Here is a 21,231-nt window from a genome sequence, read left to right on the forward strand (position 1 = left end):
TTCCTCGCTGCGGTCCGTCGGCGTCGGCCCGGCTCCGGCTCCGGCCGGGGGCGCTCGGCTCAACGTACTCATCTGCGGCCGGTTTCACCCCACTTGGCGCGGTGGACCCCTCAGACCGCCGCGAGCGAGTCGTCCCCCTGGGGGATCCGGCCGTGGAGACGGTCCAGGTAGGTGTGGGCCGGGGGCAGAGTCTCCAGCAGGATCCGCTGCTGCCGCTTGATCCGGGTGAAGTGGTCCTCGGCCGTACGGACGGCGTGGGGGTGGTGGGAGAGGGCCGGGGGCGGGGACGCGGTGTGCGGGGTGAGGGCGGTCAGGAGGGCGCGCAGCGGAGCCTCCGCGGGCGTGACGGACAGGCCGGCCCGGTGGGCTTCCACGGTTTCGTGCAGGGCGTCGGAGAGGGGCAGGGTGCGCTGCTGTGTCCAGAACGGGCCGTCCGTGCCCTGTGAAGCCGCGTAGCGGAGCTGGGCGAGGTCGAGGGCATCGCGGTAGTGGGCGGCGGCCGCCCGGTTGAAGCGGGGCGCGGGGACTTCACGGGTGCCGAGGGACGGGAGGTCCCGGATCAGCCGGTCGAGCAGGTCGAGCGTCGCGCGCTGGTCGTCGGCCAAGGGGTCGGTGGACCAGGCGGCCGCGCCGAGGGCCACGCAGTTCTTGACCCAGGCGCGCCTGGTACGGCCGGCGCGGAGGGGGGTGTGGGTGAGCTCCGTGGGGTCGCGGGGCAGGCCCAGGGCCCTGCGCAGGCTCCGGGCGGCTTCGTCCGGGGTGGTCAGGGCGCTCGCGTAGACGAGGCCCGCGCCGTAGCGGCCGAGCAGGGGGCGGCGCCAGGTCCAGCCGTGCGCGAGGGCGGTGGCCGTGGTGTACGGCTCGACGCCGTGCGGGCCGCTGTCGTGCGGGACGGTGAGCGACATCATGCTGTCGGCGAGGAGGCGGTCGGCCGCGCTGAGGAAGGGTTCGCCGAGGAGGCCGGCCAGGAGGCCGCTCTCGTGGCCGGTGCAGTCCAGGAAGAAGTCGGCCGTCAGGTCTCCGCGGGTGGTGTGCACGGCCGTCAGCATGCCGCTCGCGTCGCGGTGGGCGCCGAGGAGCTCGCCGGTCACCATGCGCACGCCGCAGGTCTCCATCGCCTTTCTGCGCAGGAAATGGGTCAGCATGGCGGTGTCCGCGTGCCAGCCGTACGCGATCGCCGCCCGGCCGTCCAGCCAGCGGGGGGATTTCCGGGCGTCCATGAGCGGCGGCTCGCGGAAACAGGCGTGGTCGGCGGGTTCGACCGTCCGGCCGGTCCGGCGGCGGAGGAGCCAGAAATCGGACAGGGGGAATCCCTCGCAGTCCGGCGGCGTCCCGTCCTGCGGAATGTAGAAATGGTGTTCGCCCCAGTTCACATATTTGACGGCCGCGCTGAAGGACGCCGAACTCGCGTGCATCCATTCGTTCTCGGAAATTCCCAGGCGGTCGAAGAGATCGCGCTGCACCGTGGGCGCGAGGGCGGTGACCCGGCTCGCGGGGCGGTGGGGGGTTTCGAGAACCGTGACACGGACCGTCCCGCGGCAGGCCGAGGCCAGCCGGGCGGCGGCGATCCAGGCGGTGAGGGTGCCGCCGACGATCACCGCTTTCCTGATGTCGCCGGGTGCGGCCTCGGCCGTGTTCGTGTCCATGGGGGGAGTTTCGCCGCCACCTCTGTACCGGGTGTGTACGACGTCTGTATCGAGGTATCCGAGGGGACCGGAGAACGCGTACAGGGGGCGAGCCGAATCTGTTGGTGCGGGACCTGAACGGGGCCCGACACCAATAGGAGGAATGATGTTCAAGAACCCCCAGGTCCAGCACCCTCTGGAAATTCTGACGGAGATCGAGCGCAGTGCGGCGGTGGATCAGGAACTGCTGCTACGGGACAGCGGAACGCCGTGGGCGGAGATCCTCTCGGAATACGTCGACGCTTTGAACGAGCTGGCCACTCGGGGCACCGCGGACAACGGGTACATCGCCACCTACGGCCTGGACGAGGGGCACGCCGGCGGCTGCGGGTGAGTCCGCGCACGGGGAAGCGGCCCGGTGGCGGGAACCACCGGGCCGCCGGGGAGCGGGAGTTCAGACCGCCGTGAGGACGCTGGTCCGGCTGAACAGCCTGACCAGCGGCATCAGGCGGTAGTGCGGGACGAGGTTGTCGGTGGGCCGGGGTTCCAGAAGGCGGGCGTCGGCCAGCTGGTCCAGGACGTCCTCGGCCTCGTGGAGCGGCAGGTCGAGGAGGGCGGCCGCGTCCAGGGGCGTGAAGTGGGAGAGGTCGGTGGCGGTGAGGGCGGCGAACGCCGTGGCGGTGGACGGGTCGAGGTCGGTCAGGGCGTGCCGCAGTCCGGTGGTGACGTCGAGGCTGCCGATGCGCAGTTCGCCGAGCCGGCGGTCCTCCGCGGCGAGCCGGGCGGCGAGGCGGGCGGGCGGCCGGTCGGGGCGGTCGGCGAGGCGGGCCGCGGCGATGCGCAGGGCGAGCGGGAGGCGATCGCAGTATTCGGCGATGCGGGCGACCGCTTCGGGGTCGGCGGCCAGCCGGTCGGGGCCGGCGATCCGGGCGAGGAGACGGGTCGCCTCGGCGGGGGTCATCGGGCCCAGGCGGACCAGGCGGGTGCCTTCGAGAGAGGCGAGGGCCGGGCGGATGCCGGTGACGAGGGTGCGGGTGGCGCCGCCGCCGGGAAGCAGGGGCCGTACCTGGGCGTCGTCGGCCGCGTTGTCGAGGACGACCAGCATGCGGCGGCCGGCGAGGAGCGTGCGGTAGAGCTGGGCGCGCTCGTCGAGGCCGTCGGGGATCCGGCCGGGGGCGGTACCCAGGGCGTGCAGGAACCAGCCCAGGACCTGGGCGGGGGCGCGGGACGCGCCGTCGGGGGTGCGCAGATCGGCGTACAGCTGGCCGTCGGGGAAGTCGGGGCGGGCGTGTTCGGCGGCCCTGAGGGCGAGTGCGGACTTTCCGGTGCCGTGGGCTCCGGTGATGACGACGTCCTGGCGGCCGTCGAGGGCGTCCAGCACCTCACGGCACGGGGCCTCCCTGCCCGTGAAGTCGCCCGGCGCGGCCGGCAGCAGGGCCGGGACCGGGCCGGCGGCGGAGCCGGGGACGGCGGGGGCCTGACCGGCCGGGGCCGGGGCGGTGACGGTCCGGGCGGCCGGCGCCCGGCCGGCCGGGGCCGGACCCGGCGCGGGCGGCTCGGCCGTGAGGGCGGCCGTCCGGTGTTCGGGGGCGGCGGGGGCGGGCAGGGTGCCGGTGAGGATCTCCTGGTGCAGGGCGCGCAGCTCGGGGCCCGGGTCGATGCCGAGTTCGTCGGCGAGGACCCGGCGGCCCTCCTCGTACAGGCAGAGGGCATCGGCCTGCCGGCCGCAGCGGAACAGTGCGGTCATCAGCTGGCCGCGCAGGCGCTCCCGTAGGGGGTGCTGGGTGACCTGCCGGGTGAGGCCCGGGACGAGTTCGCCGTGGCGGCCCAGGGCGAGGGCTGCCTCGGTGTGGTGTTCGGTCGCGGCGAGGTGTGCCTCGGTCAGGCGCGGACCCTCGGCGGCGGCGAGCTGTTCGGTGACGCCGCTGAGCGCCGGGCCGCTCCACAGGGCGAGCGCCTGGCCGAGGCGGCGTTCGGCGTCGGCGTAGCGGCCCGCCAGGAGGTCGGCGCGGCCGGTTTCGGCGAGTTCGCGGAAGCGGTCCCAGTCGAGGGCGGCTGGGGTGATGTCCATGCGGTAGCCGGCGCCGTGGCGTTCCAGGCCGTGGCCCGGGCCCAGCCGGGTGCGCAGCCGCGAGACGTACGTGTAGAGCTGGTGGGTGCTCGTGGCGGGCGGGTTCCAGCCCCAGAGCAGGGTGGTGAGCCGCTCGTCGGTGATGACCTGGCCGTGGGCGAGGAGCAGGGCGGCGAGCGCGGTGCGCTGTTTGGAGCCGTCGAGGGGAACCGGGCTGCCGTCGAGCTCGGCGGACACGGGCCCGAGGATCTTGAAGTCCATGGAGTCCCCTCCGTTTCGCGAGCCCGCGTCTGCTCGCGGGCCAACCACCGCGAAACGCTAGTGACCTGGGGTTTTCCATCGCTCTCGGATCGATTTTGGTGAGCCGAAAGGGTTTTGAAAGCGCACGAAAACGGGGGCTCCGTAGCGTTCATGGCGTACCGCAGGGCACCGGCCCACGGCGGACGACGAGGGTCCAGGAGGACACCATGAACCGCGCCATTCTCTCCGCTCGCAAGACCGCCCGGACCGCGACGGCCGCCCCGCTGGGACAGCTGGCGGCGACGGCGGCCCTGCTGCTCGCGGCGGTCGGGGGGATCGCCGCGAACCAGGGTGTGACGCCATTCGTCGACAGCGCGGCCTCGGACCTCTCCGTCTCCCAGGCCGCCACGGCGGACGACCCGTGGGTGTGAACCCGGTCCCCGCGGGGACCGCCGTCAGGGCTGGCCGCTCGCGAACAGCTGCCGCAAGCCGGCCGGTTCGCCTCCCGCGAGCGCCACCAGGAACTGCTCCACACGCTCCCGCCACGCCCGTGCGCCGACCTCGGTGAAGAGGTCCACCGCGCTCTTGAACGTACCCGCGGCGCCGCTCACGTCCGAGCGCAGTGCCTGCGCACATCCGAGGACGACCGCTGCCCGCGCCCGGAGGTAGGCGTCCGTCACCTGTTCCGCGGCCTGCAGGGCACTGCGGGCGACCGCCTCGGCCTCCTCGAGCTTTCCCTGGCGCCACAGCGCCTCTCCCAGAGCACGCAGCACATGCGTCTCGCCCCTGCGGTCACCACTGCCGAGCACCAGCTCCAGCGCACGCCGGCAGGCCTCCTCGGCGCGCGCCGCGTCGCCCTGGTGGAGCAGCGCCTTCGCCAGCCGGAGCATGCTCTGCGCCTCGCCCCGCACCGACCCGAGCCCTCTGCTCCTGGCCACGGCCTCCGAAGACAGCACCAGGCTCGCCTGGGCGTCCCCCCGTTCCAGTTCGATCTGCGCCAGCAGACCCAGTACATGGGCCTCGGCGTAGGGGTCGTCGACCGCGCGGAAGATCTCCAGCGAACGGCGGCCCGTCTCCACCGCCCGGCCCGTGTCTCCGCGATGGCGCTCGCACATCGCCAGGTTGCGCAGCACCAGGGCTCGCCCCTGGTCCTGGCCCTGCTCCTCGAACAGGGCCAGGGCCAGGCCGAGGCGCTCGTACGCGCTGTCGTGCTCGTACTGGATGATCTCCAGGGTGCCGAGCGACTGCAGCATGGCCGCCTCGCCCAGCCGGTCGCCGGTGCGGCGGGCCGCGTCCAGGGCCGCTTCGCCGCATTCCCGCCAGTCCTCCAGGTAGTTGCGGCTCTGGAAGAGGGTGACGCTGGTCATCGTCAGCTCCCACGCGTAGCCGGACTCGCCCTCGCGGGCCGCCTGCTGCACGAGGCCCGTGATGGAGGAGCGCTCGGCCTCGAACCACTCCATGGGGTTCTCCACGAGGGAGTCCACCAGGTGGGCGGGGAGGTCCCGCAGGGGAGCGGCCCCGGGGACGACGGTGTAGTCGCCGCCGTAGAGCCGCCGGTGTGCCACCTTGGCGAGCCCCAGCCACACCCCGCAGGCGCGCCGCAAGGCCGCCCTCAGTTCCCCTTCTCCGTCCTCGGCAAGCGCGCATTCGCGAGCGAAGAGGCGGAGAAGGTCCTGAAACCGGTAGCGGACGTGGCCGGCGCTGGCGCTGAGGGGTTCGAGGAGCTGGGCGTCGACGAGCTGTTCGATGAGGTCCTCGGCGTCGACCGGGCCGATGTCGAGCAGGGCGGCGCCGGCCCACGCGGAGAACTCGGTGACGTTCAGCGAACCGAGCAGCCGGAACATGCGGGCGGTGTCGGCCGGCAGGTCACGGTAGCTCAGCCGCAGACCGGCCCGCACCCCGCGCGCGTCCAGGCTCAGTTCGTCGAGCCTGCGGTGCTGGTCCTCCAGGCGGGAGACGAGTGTGCGGACGGTCCAGTGCGGTTTCGCCGCGAGCCGGGCGGCCGCGATGCGCAGCGCGAGGGGAAGGCGGTCGCACAGTTCGCTGAGCCGGGCGGCGGCCACCGGGTCGCCGGCCAGCCGGTCGTCGCCGGCCACCCGGGAGAGCAGGGTGATCGACTCGTCCTGTTCGAGGGAACCGAGGTTCAGCGGTACGAGGGCGTAGTCGCCGGCGAGCCGGCTGCTCATGCTGTCGCGGCTGGTGACCAGGACGCAGCAGCCGGACGTGCCGGGCAGGAGGGGGCGTATCTGCTGGAAGGAGCGGGCGTTGTCGAGGACGATCAGGACCCGGCGGCCGTCCAGGACGCTGCGGAAGAGCGCGGTCCGTTCGACCTGGTCGGCGGGGATCTGCGGGCCGGGCACGCCGAGGGCGCGCAGGAAGCGGTCGAGGACGGCGGCGGGCCTGCGGGGTTCCTCCTCCTCGTCGTAGCCGCGCAGGTCGGCGAAGAGCTGCCCGTCGGGGAAGCGGGAGGCGACCTGGTGGGACCAGTGCACGGCGAGCGCGGTCTTGCCGACGCCGCCGGTGCCGGTGATGGAGCCGACGGGCGGGGAGGCACCGTCGAGGAGGTCCAGCAGCCGGTCGAGGGTGGCCAGGTCCTGGTTGCGGCCGGTGAAGGACGCGGCGGCCGGGGGGAGATGGGCGGGCACCGTGGTGACCTGGGCGGGCAGGGGGTTTGCGGTGGGGAGGGTGAGCTTCGGGGAGTCGGCGAGGATGTCTCCGTGCAGTTCCTGGACCGCGGGCCCGGGGTCGATGCCGAGCTCCTCGGAGAGCAGGCGTGCGCCGTCGCGGTACGCCTCCAGGGCCTCGGCGCGGCGGCCGGAGCGGTAGTGGGCCAGCATCAGCTGGGCGAGGGCCTGTTCGCGCAGCGGGTTCGTCCGTACGAAGCCGGTGAGCTCCCCGATCAGTTCGCGGTGCTGGCCGCGATCCAGGCGCAGGGCGGTGAGCTGTTCGTACACGTCGAGGCGGAGCTCGGTCAGGCGCTCGGCCTCCGCTTCGACCCGTTCGGCGGTGATGCCGGCGAGGGCGGGGCCGCGCCACATCGCGAGGGCTTCCTCGAAGTGTGCACAGGCCTCCTCGGTACGACCGCGGCGCGCGGCCTCGCGTCCTTCGGCGGCCCGTTCCTCGAACTCGACGGCGTCGATGCGGTGTTCGCCGGCGTAGAGCATGTAGCCGGGGTGGCTGGTGACGAGCAGGTCGTCGATGCCGACGGCGGTCTTGAGGGTCTTGCGCAGCGCGGAGACGCAGATGGCGATCTGGTTGCGCGCGGTGGCGGGCGGGTTGCCGTGCCAGACGGCGTCGGCGAGGGTGTCGACGGAGACGACCCGGCCGGGCGCGAGCAGCAGCATCGACATGATGGTGCGCTGCCGGGCGCCCTGGAGGGCGACCGGGCGCCCGTCGGCGCTGATGTCCAATGGCCCCAGGATCCGGAACACCACCTGAAGCACGACTGCCCTCCCTTGCTCCGGCCACGGTCGTACCCGAACGACCGGTTCGCCTTCACTCTGGGTTACAGGCCGTGGTGGGGCCCCGCAACGAAGGCGGCAGCAAACTGCCAGACGGGCCGCTGATCAGGTACGGGCCGCCCACGAGGAGGGGGGCAGCAGCTCGCTGCGGTCCCAGCGGGCGGCCTGCTCGGTCGGGGCGGGTTCGGGGGCGCGGGCGGTGAGGACCGTCACGAGGGCCGCGACGACGGCGAGTTCCTCCGGGGTGGGACGGCCATTGATGATCTTGAACAGGGACGGTGCCAGGGGTCCGTCGAGGGCGGGTGCGGTGGTGCCGGACATGGCTCTCACTCCTTACATCGGGGGGTTGCCGTGCTTGCGGGCGGGCGTCGCGGCGTGCTTGGTGCGGAGCATGGCGAGGGCGCCGATCAGGGTGGCGCGGGTGTCGGCGGGGTCGATGACGTCGTCGACGAGGCCGCGCTCGGCCGCGTAGTACGGGTGCATCAGCTCGGCCTTGTACTCCTTGACGAGCTGCTGCCGGGTGGCCTCGGGGTCCTCGGAGGCGGCGATCTGGCGGCGGAAGACCACGTTGGCCGCGCCCTCGGCGCCCATGACGGCGATCTCGTTGGCCGGCCAGGCGAAGGTGAGGTCGGCGCCGATGGACTGGGAGTCCATGACGATGTAGGCGCCGCCGTAGGCCTTGCGCAGGATGAGGGAGATCCGCGGGACGGTGGCGTTGCAGTAGGCGTAGAGGAGTTTGGCGCCGTGCCGGATGATGCCACCGTGTTCCTGGTCGACGCCCGGGAGGAAGCCGGGTACGTCGACCAGCGTGACGAGCGGGACGGAGAACGCGTCGCAGAGCTGGACGAAGCGCGCCGCCTTCTCCGAGGAGTGGATGTCCAGGACACCGGCCAGGGACTGGGGCTGGCTGGCGACGATGCCGACGACCTGGCCGCCGATCCGGGCGAGGGTGGTGATGACGCTGGTGGCCCAGCGCTCGTGGACCTCCATGTGCTCGCCGTCGTCGACGATCTCCGTGATGACCTCGCGCATGTCGTACGGGCGGCTGCCGTCGAGGGGGACGAGGTCGAGGAGGCGCTCGCAGCGGCGGTCGACGGGGTCGTCGCAGGAGACGGCGGGCGGGGTGGCCCGGTTGTTGGCGGGCAGCATCGACAGCAGGTAGCGGACCTCGGAGATGCAGGTCTCCTCGTCGTCGTACGCGAAGTGCGCGACGCCCGAGGTCTCGGCGTGCACGTCCGCGCCGCCGAGCCCGTTCTGGGTGATCTCCTCGCCGGTCACCGCGCGGACCACGTCCGGGCCGGTGATGAACATCTGCGAGGTCTCGCGGACCATGAACACGAAGTCCGTCAGCGCCGGGGAGTACGCGGCGCCGCCCGCGCACGGGCCCAGCATCACCGAGATCTGCGGGATGACGCCCGAGGCCCGGGTGTTGCGCTGGAAGATGCCGCCGTAGCCGGCGAGGGCGGAGACGCCCTCCTGGATACGGGCGCCGGCGCCGTCGTTGAGGGAGACCAGCGGAGCGCCGGCCGCGATGGCCATGTCCATGATCTTGTGGATCTTCGTGGCGTGGGCCTCGCCCAGGGCACCGCCGAAGATGCGGAAGTCGTGCGCGTAGACGAAGACCGTACGGCCCTCGACCGTGCCCCAGCCGGTGATGACACCGTCGGTGTAGGGCTTCTTGGCCTCCAGGCCGAAGCCCGTCGCCCGGTGGCGGCGCAGCTGCTCGACCTCCTTGAAGGAACCCTCGTCGAGCAGGAGGGCTATGCGCTCACGGGCGGTCAGCTTGCCCTTGGCGTGCTGCGCCTCGGTCGCGGCGGGCATGCCGTCGAGGACGTCCTGCCGGATGCGGACGAGTTCGGCGACGCGTTCGGCCATGGTCATGGGGGCTCCCTTGCCGGTCTACCGGTTGTGCCGGTGTCAGCTGGTGCGGAGGGCGATGTAGTCGCAGAGGGCGAGCAGGGCGCGGCGGGCCGGCAGCGGGGGCAGCCCGGCGAGGGCCGCGCGGGCCCGGTCGAGGCGGCGGTGCATCACGGCCTCGGTCTCTTCGAGCGCGGTGGAGCGCTCGAAGAGTTCCAGGGCGCGCGGCACGTCGGCGGCCGGGACGGGGCCGGCGGCGAGGAGGCCGCGCAGTTCGGCGTCGGCGGGGTCGCCGCCTTCGCGGGCGAGCAGGACGGGCAGGCTCTGGACTCCGGCCAGCAGGTCCTTGCCGCGTTCCTTGCCGGTGACGTCGGCCGGGGAGCGCAGGTCGAGGAGGTCGTCGGCTATCTGGAAGGCGATGCCGAGCTCTCGGCCGCACTCGGTGAGGGCGGCCACGTCGCCCGTCCGGGCCGCGGCCTGGATGGCTCCGATGCCCAGAGACATCGAGAGCAGGGCCGCCGTCTTGCCCTCGGCCACCTTGAAGTAGTGGGTGACCGGGTCCTCGTCGGGGCCGGGGCCGGTCAGTTCGCGCAGCTGGCCCGCGACCAGGCGGCCGGCCGCCTGGGCGTTGAGGTGGACGGCGGCGGGGCCGAGTTCGGCGGCGAGCTGGGCGGCACGGGCGAGCAGCCAGTCCCCGCCGAGGACGGCGGCGCGCTCGCCCCAGCGGGCGTGGGCGCTGGGGACGCCGTGCCGGGTGGCGGCGCCGTCCATCACGTCGTCGTGGTAGAGGGAGGCGATGTGCACGAGTTCGGCGATGGCGGCGGCCTGGGTGACGCCGTGGGCCCAGGGGTCGCCGAATTCGGCGCCGAGGAGGACGAGGAGGGGGCGCAGGCGTTTGCCGCCTGCGTCGGCGAGGTGGCCGGTGAGCGCGGCGACCCGCGGGTCGAGGGCGTCGTGGGCGCTGGCCTGGAGCCATTTCTCGGCGCGGGAAAGGGATTCCCGCATTCGGACCTCGAACTCCGGTTCTTCAAGGGCGAGTTGGGTGAGCAGCCGGGCGGCGGGCAGATCAGTCGACACGGATGCCGTCCCGGCTCCGTACGTTTGTCCAGCACCCATGGGGAATCCCCTCCGCGACACGGCGAACCTATCGATTTCACCTATTCGCACGACAGCTTTCAGCCCCGGCGGACTGCCCTACAACAGCGCTGACATGAAGGTGCCACTACGACCTCAGCGCACGGCCGACCAGGAGATCGTCAGCTTCCTGCCAAGTTTTCGGCGGTCCGGTCGGCCCCGAATGGCCGCCGTTACGCTCCCTCACGAAATCTTCGAGGGAAGGCTCAAGGAATTGCGAAACCGAATCACGCTCGCCGCTGTACTCGTCGCCGTCGCACTGTCCCTGACGGTCGTTCCGGCCACGGCGGCCGAGACCACCGCGACGCCTGCCGCACCGGCCGCGCAGACCTGCGGTGAGATACGGCTGACCGGGTCGCTCCCCGCGCCGCCGGCCGGTATGGCCGTCCAGCAGCAGATCACGATCGGGGCGGACTGCGAGCCCCGGCTCGGGGAAGCGCGGCTGGTACCGGTGGCGTCCGAGGGCGCGGCGAAGACCGCCGTGAGCCCGGCCGCCGCGCCGGCGGCCGGTGTCGCCGCCGTTCGCCAGTTCAAGAGCTGGAACGAGATGTACGACTGCTGCAACATCCGGATGACCGGCCTCTACACGACGTCGCAGTGGACGACGGACGGCGGCCGGATCACGACGGCGGCCACCGACGCGACGCAGGCGTGGAACCGGGAGCCCTGGAATGCCGGCTGGTCACTGAAGTCCGCCACGAAGAACACCGACTGCTTCAGCGACTGCGGTGTCTCGCGGACCGAGGCGCACGCCGACTTCACGTACAAGGGAATCTTCGACATTTCCGGGAACGTGTACGCGAACACGCACCACTCCTCCGTGGACCTGAACGCCGACGGCTCCGCCACCTGCCGTTTCGACGTGTCGCTGCGGAACACCTTCATCGGGTGGAACTGGCAGCGCGGCTGCGCGTGAGGCGGCCCCGCAAAACGGCGTCTGGCAGCTTTTGACCAACCGCGGGGGTGCCGTGTGACGTGCGGCGCCACGTCAAGGGCGTGCGCTGTCAACAAGCTGTCATCGGAAGGAATTCCGGAGTCCGGGTTTTCTAAACTCGCCGGGATTCCCCCATCCGAGTCCGCTGAAGGAGTCCGCAATGTTACGAGGGATTGGGCGGCTTGCCGTACGCCGCCCATGGCTCACCATCGCCGCCTGGATCGTCGCCACATTGGCCACGGTGATGCTGGCTCCGCAACTACCGTCGACGACCGATCAGGCCGAGTTCCTCCCGTCGCATTACGAGACGGTGCAGGTCATGAAGGTGGAGGAGCGCGCTTTCCCGCGCGAGGAGCAGCCGGCGGCCACCATCGTCTTCAAACGTACCGACGGCGGAAGTCTTTCGGCGGAGGATCAGGCCACCGTCTCGAAAGTGGCGGCCGATCTGACGGGAAGGAAATACAAGGAGATCAAGGAGGTCCTAACCGGTCCGCAGATGCTCTCGCCGAACGGCACGATCATGCTGGCCTCGGTCAGTACCTCGGCGGAGAACGTCTTCACCGAGGACGTGTACGAGTCCGTCAGGCAGATGCGCGTCGACGCCAAGGAGCAGCTCTCCGGCGGAGCGCTGTCGATGGGCATCACCGGGCAGGCGGCCTCGGCGGTGGATTCGATGGAGTCGGCCGGTGACACCGACTCCATGATCATGATGGCCACGCTGGGCCTCATCGTCGTACTGCTCCTGATCATCTTCCGCAGCCCGCTGATCGCCCTGATGCCGGTGGTCATCATCAGCCTGGTCTTCGCCGTGGCCACCGGGCTGATCGCCACCGCGAGCAAGATCGGCGGGCTGAAGGCCGACGCCTCCGTCACCTCGATCCTCATCGTGGTGCTGTTCGGCGTCGGCACCGACTACATGCTGTTCCTGCTCTTCCGTTACCGGGAACAGCTGCGCACCGGCGTGCCGGCGCGACAGGCCATGGCGCAGGCCGTGGAACGGGTCGGCGAGACCATCGCCTCCGCCGCGGGCGCGGTGATCGTGGCCTTCCTCGCGCTGCTGCTCTCGTCCATGGGCATGCTGCGGACCATGGGCCCGGCGCTCGCCATCTCCGTGGGCGTCACCGCGGTCGCCTCGCTCACCCTCGTGCCCGCGGTGTTCGCCCTGCTGGGCACCAAGGCGTTCTGGCCGTCCAAGGCGTGGCAGCGCGAGCCGAAGAACGCCCTGTCGCACCGCACCGCCCGGCTCGTCTCCCAGCGTCCCGGCGTGGTCGCGGCGGTGTCCGGCGGCATCCTGATCGCCCTGACCGTCGGCCTGTTCGGCTTCCGGGCCGAGTACGACTCCAACAGCTCGCTGCCCAAGCACCTGGAGTCCGTGCGGGCCCAGGACGACCTCGCGCGCGGTTTCGCCGCGGGTGCCACCGAGCCGACGCTGGTCTACGTGGAGGACCGGGCCGGCAAGGCGATCCCCGAGGCGGCGCTGAAGACCTTCGGTGAGCGGATCGGGCAGGTCGAGGGTGTCGGGCCGGTCTCCCCGCCCCGGGTAAGCCCGGACGGCTCGGTGGCCCAGTTCAGCGTGGTGCTCGACCACAAGCCGGCCGCGGACGAGGCGCTCGCCCTGGTCGAGGGGCCGCTCCGGGACGCCGCCCACAGTGCGGCGCCCGAGGGCACCAGGGCTCTGGTCGGCGGTTCGACCGCGCTGCTCGCCGACATCAGGGACGCCGTCAACCGCGACTACTCCGTGGTGTTCCCGGCGGCCGGCATCGCCATCATGATCATCCTGGGTCTGCTGCTGCGCAGCGCGGTGGCGCCCTGGTACCTGATGGCCGCGGTCGGCCTCGGGTTCAGCGCCACCCTCGGTGCGACGGTGGTGCTCTTCCAGAACGTGCAGGGCCAGCACGGCCTGCTGTTCATGCTGCCGGTGATGGTCTACCTGTTCGTGGTGGCCATCGGCACCGACTACAACATCCTGATGGTGGCCCGGCTGCGGGAGGAGGCCGCCCGGGGCCGGGACCCGAAGGAGGCCACCCGGCTCGCGGTCGCCCACTCGATGCCGACCGTCGCCACCGCCGGCCTCATCCTGGCGGGCACCTTCGGCGTGCTGATGCTGGCGCAGAACTCGATGCTGCAGCAGATGGGCTTCGCCGTCTCCTTCGGCATACTGCTCACCGCCTTCGTGATGGCGGTGCTGCTGGTGCCGGCGGTGACCACGCTGCTGGGCCACCGGGCCTGGCTGCCGGGCCGCCCGAAGAGCGGCCACGGGGAGCCGGCCGCCGACGGCGTCACCGTGCGGGCGCCGGAGCGAGAGTCGGCCGGCAGCAGGTAGACACCCTTCCGGCGCGGCCCTCGGCCGCGCCGGAAGGCAGTACGGGAGTCCGGGCGGCGCGCCCACCGGCACGACGGCCGGTGGGCGCGCGGGTGCCCCTACGACGCCATGACCCGCTGCGACCAGTGTTTTGGCAGCTTCCTGCCAACGGTGCAGCCGATCGGCCGACGGCGAATACCCGGCGCTCCACTCCGTCCCGAAACCACGGGGAAAGGCTGTGAATTGCCGGGCCATTCATGCTCGGCGCCGTACTCACGGAACCGGACCTGCCGTTTCGACGGTCGGCTGCGCGGCGCCTTCAGCGGGTGGAACCGGCGGCGCGGCTTCCGGTGACCGGGCCCGGCGCGGCCACCGAGATCAGCCGCGCCCAGTTCGCGTGATCACCCTTCTCACCGATGAGCCTGCCTTCGGCCTCCACCCACGCGTGGGGGCTGAACGGCGGGATCATCAGCGTGCCCACGCACCACGTGGGCCAGGTGCCGCCCAGCCGGCAGGTCAGCGCGACGGCCACGGACCGGGGCAGACAGCTGCGCTGCCCGTTCATCCGCAGGCTGGAGGTCAGCACCAGTTCCCGCGCCCGCGTCGCCTGCGCCTCGGTCGCCGGGACCGCGCCGCGCGCGAGCCGGGTCAGGGCCCGTTCGAGCCGGTGCGGGGCGAGGCGGGCGAGCAGCCGGGCGGCTCCGACCGCCGTACGGGCCGCCAGCCGACGGCGCAGCGGGAAGCTGCCGCGGTCGGCCGGCAGGGCGGTGGTGACGCTCACGCCGCCACCACTCCCGCCTCGGCCATGGCCGCCAGCACCGCGTGGACGTCCGCCGCGGCGCGTTCCGCGTCGACGTCGTACTCCTCGGTGAGGCGGCGGGTGGCGTCCTCGGCCTGCCCGCCGTCGAGCAGGGCGCCCACGATCGTCGCGGAGGTGGGGTTCAGCTCCCAGTAGGCGCCCGACTTGGTGTCGAGCAGCACGGCGCCGTACTCGGTGGTGGCGAGCTTGAGGTACTCGCGGTGGACGAGTTTCATGCCAGGGCTCCTTGGGCGTTCACGGTCGTACGCAGCCACATCTCGGCGGCGAGGGTGGACAGGAAGCGGTCGTCGCGCAGCTGCGGTGAGGAGGGCACGGCGCACAGGCGGCGCAGCTCGGCCTCGTCCACGAGGCCGGCGCGGCCGAGCATGCTGTCCTCCCACAGTCCGGTCAGCGCCTCGCGGTTGCGGTAGAGGCCGGCTGCCACGTCCTGGGTGCCCTCGCCCTTGGTGGTGCGGGAGAGGGAGCGGCGGGGCACTAGCCCGTCCATCGCGCGGACCAGCAGCGGCTTGTACGCCCAGGGGTCGACCCGGTCCAGGGCGCGGACCGAGAAGGCCGCGTCCACCACCCGGTCGTCCAGGAAGGGGGCGGACATCGGCACTCCGGCCGCCCGGCCAGCGTCCTCGATGTCCTGGTTGCCGCGGACCAGCCCGCGCAGGGCCGCCAGTTCCGTGTGGCGGCCGGGCGTTCGCCCGTACGGCACGGCGGTGGGGGCGGCGGCGGCCAGCTCCCGCTCCAGCAGGCGCAGGCAGTCCTCGGTCAGCCAGGAGGCCACGGAGGGCTGCCCCAGCCAGCCGAGAGCCGGACTGCCGGGCACCGGCTCGGGTACGTCGCGCAGTGAAACGGCCGCCAGGGCCGCACGGTAGCCGCGGCGGTCGGCGAGCTGGCGGGCGACGGGGGCCAGCGGCCAGGAGAGCAGCGCGCGGAAGCCGCTGAGGCGGCGCAGGGCGGGCAGCGGGTGGCGGACGAGAAGTGTGTGCAGGTGGTGGGGGAGACCGACGAACAGGTTGTCCCCGCCGTTCCCGGTCAGGTGGAGCCGGGAGCCGCGGGCGGCCATCTTGGCGGTGAGGACGGTCACGCGGCGGCGGGAGGCGACCAGCGGGGTGGGGGCGTCGAGCCTCAGGCCCGGGTCGTCGAACCCGTCGTAGAACTTCGGCAGTTCCTCGTTGGGCAGGATGTAGTGCTCGACACCGGGCAGGTCCTCGGCGGCCCAGCGTGCCCACCGGCCGTCCTCGTTGAAGGCCTCGTCGCCGGTGGAGGTGGCCGCGATGAGCCGTGCGCGGGAGTCACGGGCGGCGAGGAAGCACACGGTGGTGGAGTCCAGGCCGCCGGAGAGGTCGGAGCTGATCAGCCCGCCGGGGGCGGTACGGACCTCCACCGCGTCCAGCAGTGCATCCCGGACGGCGGCGGCGCCGCGGTCCAGAGGTGTGACGGGCTCCGGTGGCCGGTGCCAGCGCCGCTCGGACAAGACGCCGTCGGGGGAGGCCAGCAGGGCCGCGCCCGGAGGGACGGCGGTGACGGCCGACCACATCGGGCGCTCGTCGAGCGGGGCGGGCGCCGCGCCCAGAAGGCGGAGCGCCACGGCGGCCGGGTCGGGTTCCAGGCCCGCCAGCCGGGCCAGTTCGGCGGCCCGGTCGCCGGCCACCAGGGTCCCGCCGGTGCGGGTGTGGAAGACGCGCCGGGCTCCGTACGCGGAACCCTGTACGCGCAGGGCTCCGTCCACGGAGGCGAGCAGGTGGAACTGGCCGGACAGGGTGAGCGCCAGGTCGTCCAGCTCGGCGGGGTCGCGCAGGACGCCGGCGCGGCGCGTGAGCGCGCCGGCGGCGGACTGCGAGAAGGTGCCGATCAGGGCGATGGCGTTACGGCCCGCCCGCGCCACGAGGAGATCGGCCGGCTCCCACCGGCCGACGATCCAGTCCCGCCCGGAGGCATGGGCCGCGGACGACAGGCCGGGCACGTCCTCGCGCAGGTGCCGGGCCGCGGCGGACCCCGCCTCGTTGTCAGGGAATACGAAGAAGAACGGTGCGCCGCGGTCCGGCATTGTCAGCTCCTGCGCAGAGAACCGGAAATTTAGAACCAGCCGCCGCGGTGGTTCCAGTCCCAGCTGCCGACCGGGAGACCCATTCCGGTGTCGGCGCGGAAGGAGCCGGCGGCGGCGAAAACGGGGGCTGTGTAAGCCTTCTTCATCATGACCTTTTTCCTTTCGGTGGGCCGGAAACAATTCCGGCAGCCTTTGTGCTTGCCCCAAAACCTTCACAGCGGGAGACCGCCAACTCAACGCACTTGTCCGGTTCGGGCCGTGGTGGCAGCAAGCTGACAGCGCGGGGGGGAATGGACCGCTTCGTTCCATAGAATTCCGGGTCCGGTTGCGCACGTTACGATCAGATTGGCAGCCTTACAGACATGACGACACACGTCAGCTCCCCGGCCCGTTCGGCGGCCCTGGCCACGCCGCCGCCACCGAGGTGGGCGGTCTGGGCCGCCCATGCCGTCCCCCTGATCGCGTTGCCGTCCACCCTGTGGCGCCTGGCCATGACCGTCGGCGTCCCCGTCGGGTTCAGCGAGGAGGTGCTGCGCACCGACTACGGGCTGCCCGGCACCGGGTATCTGATCCTGCCGGCGATCTCGCTGGCGCAGGAGGGCGCGGCACTGCTGACGCTCGGTCTGGTGCGGGACTGGGGGCTGGTGGCGCCGCGCCGGCTGCCGTTCATCGGCGGACGCCCGGTGCGCACCGGGGCGGCCGTGACCGCGGCGCTGCTCGGGGCATTGGTGATGACCGCGGTGACGGTCAGCCAGCTGATGCTCTGGGACACCGTCGACGACGGCAACCTGACGGGCACTCACCGAGCCGTCATGGGCTGGCTGTACGCGCCGCTGCTGCTGTGGGGGCCGCTGCTGGCGCTGGTGACGCTCTCGTACGCCCTGCGGCGCCGACGGCAGCGATGAACACGGCCGTCCTCGTCCTGCTGGCCGCGCTCTCCCTGACCGTCTTCGTCGCCGGGCTCGCCTCCGGGGCCAGGCGGCTGCTCGGCGTCCGGCTGGGCAAGGGGCGCGCGGTGATCACGGGCTGCGTCGGGCTCGCTTCCGGCACGCTGGTCAGTTATCCGCTGCGGAACGTGCAGCCGCTGGCGCTGATCACCCTGGAGATCGGGGTGTCGCTGGTGGTCGCCATGCTGTTCCTGGCGGCCACCGAAGTGCTGGTTCCCTCGGGCGCGGTGCGCGGGCTGGTGCGGCTGCCGGGTTCGCTGCGCCGCCAGTTCGCCCGGACCCGGCGCTACGTCCGGCTCAGCCGGATCTTCGTACGGCACGGTCTGGGCCGGTTCCTCAGCGGCAGATCGCGGCGCGGTCCGGGCGCGGCCGCCGAACGCGCCGTACTGGCCCCCTCGCTGCGGCTGGCGCTGGAGGAGGCCGGGGTCACCTTCGTCAAGCTGGGGCAGGTGATGTCCACCCGGTACGACCTGCTGCCGGCGGAGTTCATCGCGGAGCTGAGCACCCTGCAGGACCAGGCGTCGCCCGAGCCGTGGGAGGCGGTCGAGCAGGTGCTGCACGAGGAGCTGGGGGCGCCGCCGGACGAGGTGTTCGCCGAGTTCGACCCGAAGCCGCTCGCGGCGGGTTCGATCGCCCAGGTGCACCGGGCGCGGCTGCAGGACGGTCGGCAGGTCGCGGTGAAGGTGCAGCGGCCGAGCGCCCGCGACATCGTCGTGGACGACCTGGACATCCTGTACCGGTTCGCGGCCCGGCTGGAGCAGCACACGGAGTGGGGGCGCAGCGTCGGCGCGCTGGCGCTGGCCCAGGGCTTCGCCGTGTCGGTCCAGGAGGAGCTCGACTTCCGCATCGAGGCCCGCAACACCCTGTCCGTGGCGGCGGCCATCGAGGAGGCCGGCGGCGGCTCGGTGATCCGGGTGCCCGAGGTGCACGAGAAGCTCACCGGCAAGCGCGTCCTGGTCACCGAGTGGATGTCCGGCATACCGCTGCACAGCGTCTCGCGGGTGCTGGACGAACGGGGCCTGGACCGGAAGGCGCTGGCCACCGCGATGCTGGAGTGCCTGCTGGGGCAGATCATGACGACGGGGGTGTTCCACGCCGATCCGCACCCCGGCAATCTGCTGCTGCTCGACGACGGGCAGCTCGGCATGCTCGACTTCGGTTCGGTGGGCCGCATCGACCGGTCGCTGCGGGCGACCCTGCGCGGGATGCTGCTGGCCCTGCACCGCGGCGACCCGGCCGGCCTGTGCGACGCGCTGATCGCCCTGGTCGTGCATCCGGAGCACATAGACGAGCGGAAACTGGAGCGGGCCCTGGGGCAGTTCCTGGCCCGGCACTTCGCGCCCGGCATCAAGCCGGACCGGGAGATGTTCGCCGACCTCTTCTCGATCGTCTCCCGGCACGGGATCAGCGTGCCGCCGGAGATAGCTGCCGTCTTCCGGGCGCTGGCCACGATGGAGGGCTCACTGGACCGGCTGGTGCCCGGCTTCGACATCGTCACCGAGGCCCGCTCCTTCGCCGTCACCCAGCACCTGCGCAAGCTGAAGCCGGAGGCGCTCGGTCGTTCGCTGACCGAGGAGCTGCTGGGGCTGGTGCCGATGCTGCGCAGGCTCCCGCGCCGCATCGAGCGCATCGGCTCGGCCGTGGAGAACGGCCAGCTCACGGTCGGCGTACGGATGTTCGCCGACCCGAACGACCGCCGGTTCCTGCGCTCGCTCGTACACGAGGTGCTGCTGGCCTTCCTGGGCGGGGTCATCGGCCTGGTCGGCGTACAGCTGCTGCGCATCAGCGGCGGCCCGATGCTCAGCGAGGGCCTCGGGCTGTTCGAGCTGTTCGGCTACAACCTGCTGGTGATCAGCTCGGTGCTGGTCCTGCGGGTGCTGTTCATGATGATCGGGCCCGGGCACAGACGCTGACCGTGCGGTGGGGCCGACGGGGCCCGGCTCCTCCCGAGGGGGCCGGGCCCCGTCGCGCGTACGGGGTGTTCAGCGCTTGGCGGCGGCCCGCTGGTACGCCCGGCCGGCGAGCGGCACGACCACCGCAAGCAGGACGAGCAGCACCACGAGCGCGGCGGTGACGGGGTGTTCGGAGGGGAAGGCGCCGCTGGAGGGGCCGCGCTCGTTGCCGAACAGGTCGCGGGCGGCGGAGACCACCGCACTGACCGGGTTCCACTCGACGACCACGCGCATCCAGCCGGGCAGGCCTTCCGGCGGCACGAAGGCGTTGGAGAGGAAGGCCAGCGGCATCATCACCACACCGGAGAGCGCGCTGACCGCCTCCGGGCTGCGCAGGCTCAGGCCCACCAGGGCGCCCAGCCAGGACATCGCGAAGCCCATCAGGAGCAGCAGCCCGAAGCCGGCGAGCGTCTGGAGCACGCCGTTGTGCGCACGCCAGCCCATGAAGTAGCCGACGACGGCCATCACGGCGCTGGTCCAGCCGACGAGGACGAGGTCGGCGGTGGTCCGGCCGAGAAGGACCGAGGAGCGGGAGATGGGCAGCGCGCGGAAGCGGTCCACCAGGCCGTTGTTGAGGTCCTCGACCACACCGATCGCCGTGGTGGTGAGGTTGGCGAGCATCACCTGCGCGAAGATGCCGGCCATGATGTATTCCTTGTAGCCGCCCTGGCCCGGCGCCTGCATGGCGCTGCCGAAGAGGTAGCCGAAGACGAGCACGAACGCCACCGGCATGATGGTGATGCCGAGGAGCTGCTCCGGCATCCGCCGGATGTGCCGCATCTGGCGGCCCGCGAGTGCGAACGAGTCGCTGATCACCTCGGTCATGCCGCCTGCATCTCCTTCGTGTCCGTGTCCGTGTCCGTGTGCGTGTTGCCGTCCTCGGCCTCCGCGGCGCGGCCGCCGCCCTTCTGGCCGGTGAGGGAGAGGAAGACGTCGTCGAGCGAGGAGCGGCGAACGGCGAAGTCCTGCGGCTCGATGCCCAGGCGCTCCAGGCCCGACGCGGCGGCGGCGATGGTGTTCACCCCGCCGGTCAGCGGCACCGAGACGGTGCGGGCCGCGCGGTCGACGACGGGCTCGCCCGGGGAGACGTCGGCCAGCACCCGGGTCGCGGCGGCCAGGTCGGCGACCGAGGCGACCGAGACCTCCAGGCGCTCGCCGCCGACCTTGCGCTTGAGCTCGTCGGGGGTGCCGTCGGCGATGACCACGCCCTTGTCGATGACCGCGATCCGGTCGGCGAGCTGGTCGGCCTCCTCCAGGTACTGGGTGGTCAGCAGCACGGTCACACCGCCGTCCACCTGCTCCTTGATCATCTCCCAGAGGGCGAGCCGGCTCGTGAGGTCCAGACCCGTGGTGGGCTCGTCCAGGAAGAGCACGGGTGGGCGGGCCACGAGGCTGGCGGCAAGGTCGAGGCGGCGGCGCATGCCGCCCGAGTACGTCTTGGCCATGCGGTCGGCGGCGTCCACCAGGCCGAACTTCTCCAGGAGTTCGTCGGCGCGGGCCCGCGCGCCCTTGCGGCCCAGGCGCAACAGGGTGCCTATGAGCTGGAGGTTCTCCCGGCCGGTGAGCCGCTCGTCGACGGCCGCGTACTGGCCGGTGAGACCCACGTTGGCGCGGATCAGCTTGGCCTGCGTGGCCAGGTCGTAGCCCGCCACGGTGGCGCGGCCCTCGTCCGGGTCCAGCAGGGTCGCCAGGATGCGCACGGTGGTGGTTTTGCCCGCACCGTTGGGACCGAGTACGCCCAGGATGGTGCCCGCGGGCACTTCGAGGTCGATGCCGTTCAGCGCCTGGTGGTCGCCGTAGCGCTTGCGGAGGCCCTCCGCCGAGATTGCCGTTTCCATGACGGCCACTCC

At 72.3% G+C, this 21,231-nt stretch carries 18 protein-coding genes; 6 read left to right on the top strand and 12 right to left on the bottom strand.

Annotation, left to right across the window (positions count from 1 at the left end; translation table 11 throughout):
* Positions 1 to 110: 110 nt before the first annotated feature.
* Complete coding sequence (locus tag OG737_RS34390) at positions 111 to 1,646, bottom strand: tryptophan 7-halogenase (RefSeq protein ID WP_328930632.1); 1,536 nt, start codon at positions 1,644 to 1,646, stop codon at positions 111 to 113.
* Between the two features lie 145 nt (positions 1,647 to 1,791).
* Here OG737_RS34390 and OG737_RS34395 point away from each other — a divergent pair, with 145 nt between their 5' ends.
* On the top strand, positions 1,792 to 2,019 hold the full coding sequence (locus OG737_RS34395; RefSeq protein ID WP_328930633.1) for a DUF6269 family protein: 228 nt from the start codon (positions 1,792 to 1,794) through the stop codon (positions 2,017 to 2,019).
* Positions 2,020 to 2,079: 60 nt separating this feature from the next.
* Here OG737_RS34395 and OG737_RS34400 read toward each other — a convergent pair whose 3' ends face one another.
* Positions 2,080 to 3,957, bottom strand: coding sequence for a BTAD domain-containing putative transcriptional regulator (locus OG737_RS34400; RefSeq protein WP_328930634.1), 1,878 nt, complete (start codon positions 3,955 to 3,957; stop codon positions 2,080 to 2,082).
* A 206-nt stretch (positions 3,958 to 4,163) separates the two neighbouring features.
* Between OG737_RS34400 and OG737_RS34405 the strand changes: the two genes are divergently transcribed.
* Positions 4,164 to 4,367, top strand: coding sequence for a hypothetical protein (locus OG737_RS34405; protein ID WP_328930635.1), 204 nt, complete (start codon positions 4,164 to 4,166; stop codon positions 4,365 to 4,367).
* 24 nt (positions 4,368 to 4,391) lie between these two features.
* On the opposite strand, the gene OG737_RS34410 is transcribed toward OG737_RS34405, so the two are convergent.
* From OG737_RS34410 to OG737_RS34425, 4 genes are all read right to left on the bottom strand, one after another.
* Complete coding sequence (locus tag OG737_RS34410) at positions 4,392 to 7,379, bottom strand: BTAD domain-containing putative transcriptional regulator (protein WP_328930636.1); 2,988 nt, start codon at positions 7,377 to 7,379, stop codon at positions 4,392 to 4,394.
* 123 nt (positions 7,380 to 7,502) lie between these two features.
* Positions 7,503 to 7,718: an acyl-CoA carboxylase subunit epsilon gene (locus OG737_RS34415; protein ID WP_328930637.1), complete on the bottom strand. Its 216-nt coding sequence runs from the start codon at positions 7,716 to 7,718 to the stop codon at positions 7,503 to 7,505.
* Positions 7,719 to 7,730: 12 nt separating this feature from the next.
* Complete coding sequence (locus OG737_RS34420) at positions 7,731 to 9,272, bottom strand: acyl-CoA carboxylase subunit beta (RefSeq protein ID WP_328930778.1); 1,542 nt, start codon at positions 9,270 to 9,272, stop codon at positions 7,731 to 7,733.
* 42 nt (positions 9,273 to 9,314) lie between these two features.
* The gene (locus OG737_RS34425; RefSeq protein WP_328930638.1) at positions 9,315 to 10,331 is read right to left on the bottom strand and encodes a polyprenyl synthetase family protein; all 1,017 of its coding nucleotides are present in this window, start codon (positions 10,329 to 10,331) and stop codon (positions 9,315 to 9,317) included.
* 271 nt (positions 10,332 to 10,602) lie between these two features.
* Between OG737_RS34425 and OG737_RS34430 the strand changes: the two genes are divergently transcribed.
* Both OG737_RS34430 and OG737_RS34435 read left to right on the top strand, forming a co-directional pair.
* Positions 10,603 to 11,304 carry a hypothetical protein gene (locus OG737_RS34430; RefSeq protein WP_328930639.1) on the top strand — a complete coding sequence of 234 codons (702 nt, stop codon included), beginning with the start codon at positions 10,603 to 10,605 and terminating at the stop codon, positions 11,302 to 11,304.
* 178 nt (positions 11,305 to 11,482) lie between these two features.
* Positions 11,483 to 13,645 carry an MMPL family transporter gene (locus OG737_RS34435; protein WP_328930640.1) on the top strand — a complete coding sequence of 721 codons (2,163 nt, stop codon included), beginning with the start codon at positions 11,483 to 11,485 and terminating at the stop codon, positions 13,643 to 13,645.
* A gap of 298 nt (positions 13,646 to 13,943) precedes the next feature.
* On the opposite strand, the gene OG737_RS34440 is transcribed toward OG737_RS34435, so the two are convergent.
* From OG737_RS34440 to OG737_RS34455, 4 genes are read right to left on the bottom strand one after another with little or no spacing between them, the layout of a single operon-like run.
* The gene (locus tag OG737_RS34440; protein WP_328930641.1) at positions 13,944 to 14,405 is read right to left on the bottom strand and encodes a lasso peptide biosynthesis B2 protein; all 462 of its coding nucleotides are present in this window, start codon (positions 14,403 to 14,405) and stop codon (positions 13,944 to 13,946) included.
* On the bottom strand, positions 14,402 to 14,659 hold the full coding sequence (locus tag OG737_RS34445; protein ID WP_328930642.1) for a lasso peptide biosynthesis PqqD family chaperone: 258 nt from the start codon (positions 14,657 to 14,659) through the stop codon (positions 14,402 to 14,404). The genes OG737_RS34440 and OG737_RS34445 overlap by 4 nt, the downstream gene beginning before the upstream one ends.
* Entirely contained in the window at positions 14,656 to 16,482 is a 1,827-nt protein-coding gene (locus OG737_RS34450) for an asparagine synthase-related protein (RefSeq protein ID WP_328930643.1), read from the bottom strand. Before OG737_RS34450 ends, OG737_RS34445 begins: the two co-directional genes overlap by 4 nt.
* Positions 16,483 to 16,511: 29 nt before the next feature.
* Positions 16,512 to 16,631, bottom strand: a complete 120-nt coding sequence (locus OG737_RS34455; protein WP_328930644.1) for a keywimysin-related RiPP — start codon at positions 16,629 to 16,631, stop codon at positions 16,512 to 16,514.
* A 213-nt stretch (positions 16,632 to 16,844) separates the two neighbouring features.
* Here OG737_RS34455 and OG737_RS34460 point away from each other — a divergent pair, with 213 nt between their 5' ends.
* The gene (locus OG737_RS34460) at positions 16,845 to 17,387 is read left to right on the top strand and encodes a hypothetical protein (protein WP_328930645.1); all 543 of its coding nucleotides are present in this window, start codon (positions 16,845 to 16,847) and stop codon (positions 17,385 to 17,387) included.
* The gene (locus OG737_RS34465) at positions 17,384 to 19,342 is read left to right on the top strand and encodes an AarF/UbiB family protein (RefSeq protein WP_328930646.1); all 1,959 of its coding nucleotides are present in this window, start codon (positions 17,384 to 17,386) and stop codon (positions 19,340 to 19,342) included. Before OG737_RS34460 ends, OG737_RS34465 begins: the two co-directional genes overlap by 4 nt.
* Before the next feature lie 69 nt (positions 19,343 to 19,411).
* On the opposite strand, the gene OG737_RS34470 is transcribed toward OG737_RS34465, so the two are convergent.
* Positions 19,412 to 20,206 (bottom strand): ABC transporter permease, encoded by a 795-nt coding sequence (locus OG737_RS34470; RefSeq protein WP_328930647.1) that lies wholly within the window; start codon positions 20,204 to 20,206, stop codon positions 19,412 to 19,414.
* A complete protein-coding gene (locus OG737_RS34475; protein WP_328930648.1) occupies positions 20,203 to 21,219 on the bottom strand; it encodes an ATP-binding cassette domain-containing protein in 1,017 nt (338 codons plus the stop codon). Before OG737_RS34475 ends, OG737_RS34470 begins: the two co-directional genes overlap by 4 nt.
* Positions 21,220 to 21,231: the final 12 nt, after the last annotated feature.

Source organism: Streptomyces sp. NBC_00122 (assembly GCF_045160845.1).
Classification (GTDB): Bacteria; Actinomycetota; Actinomycetes; order Streptomycetales; family Streptomycetaceae; genus Streptomyces.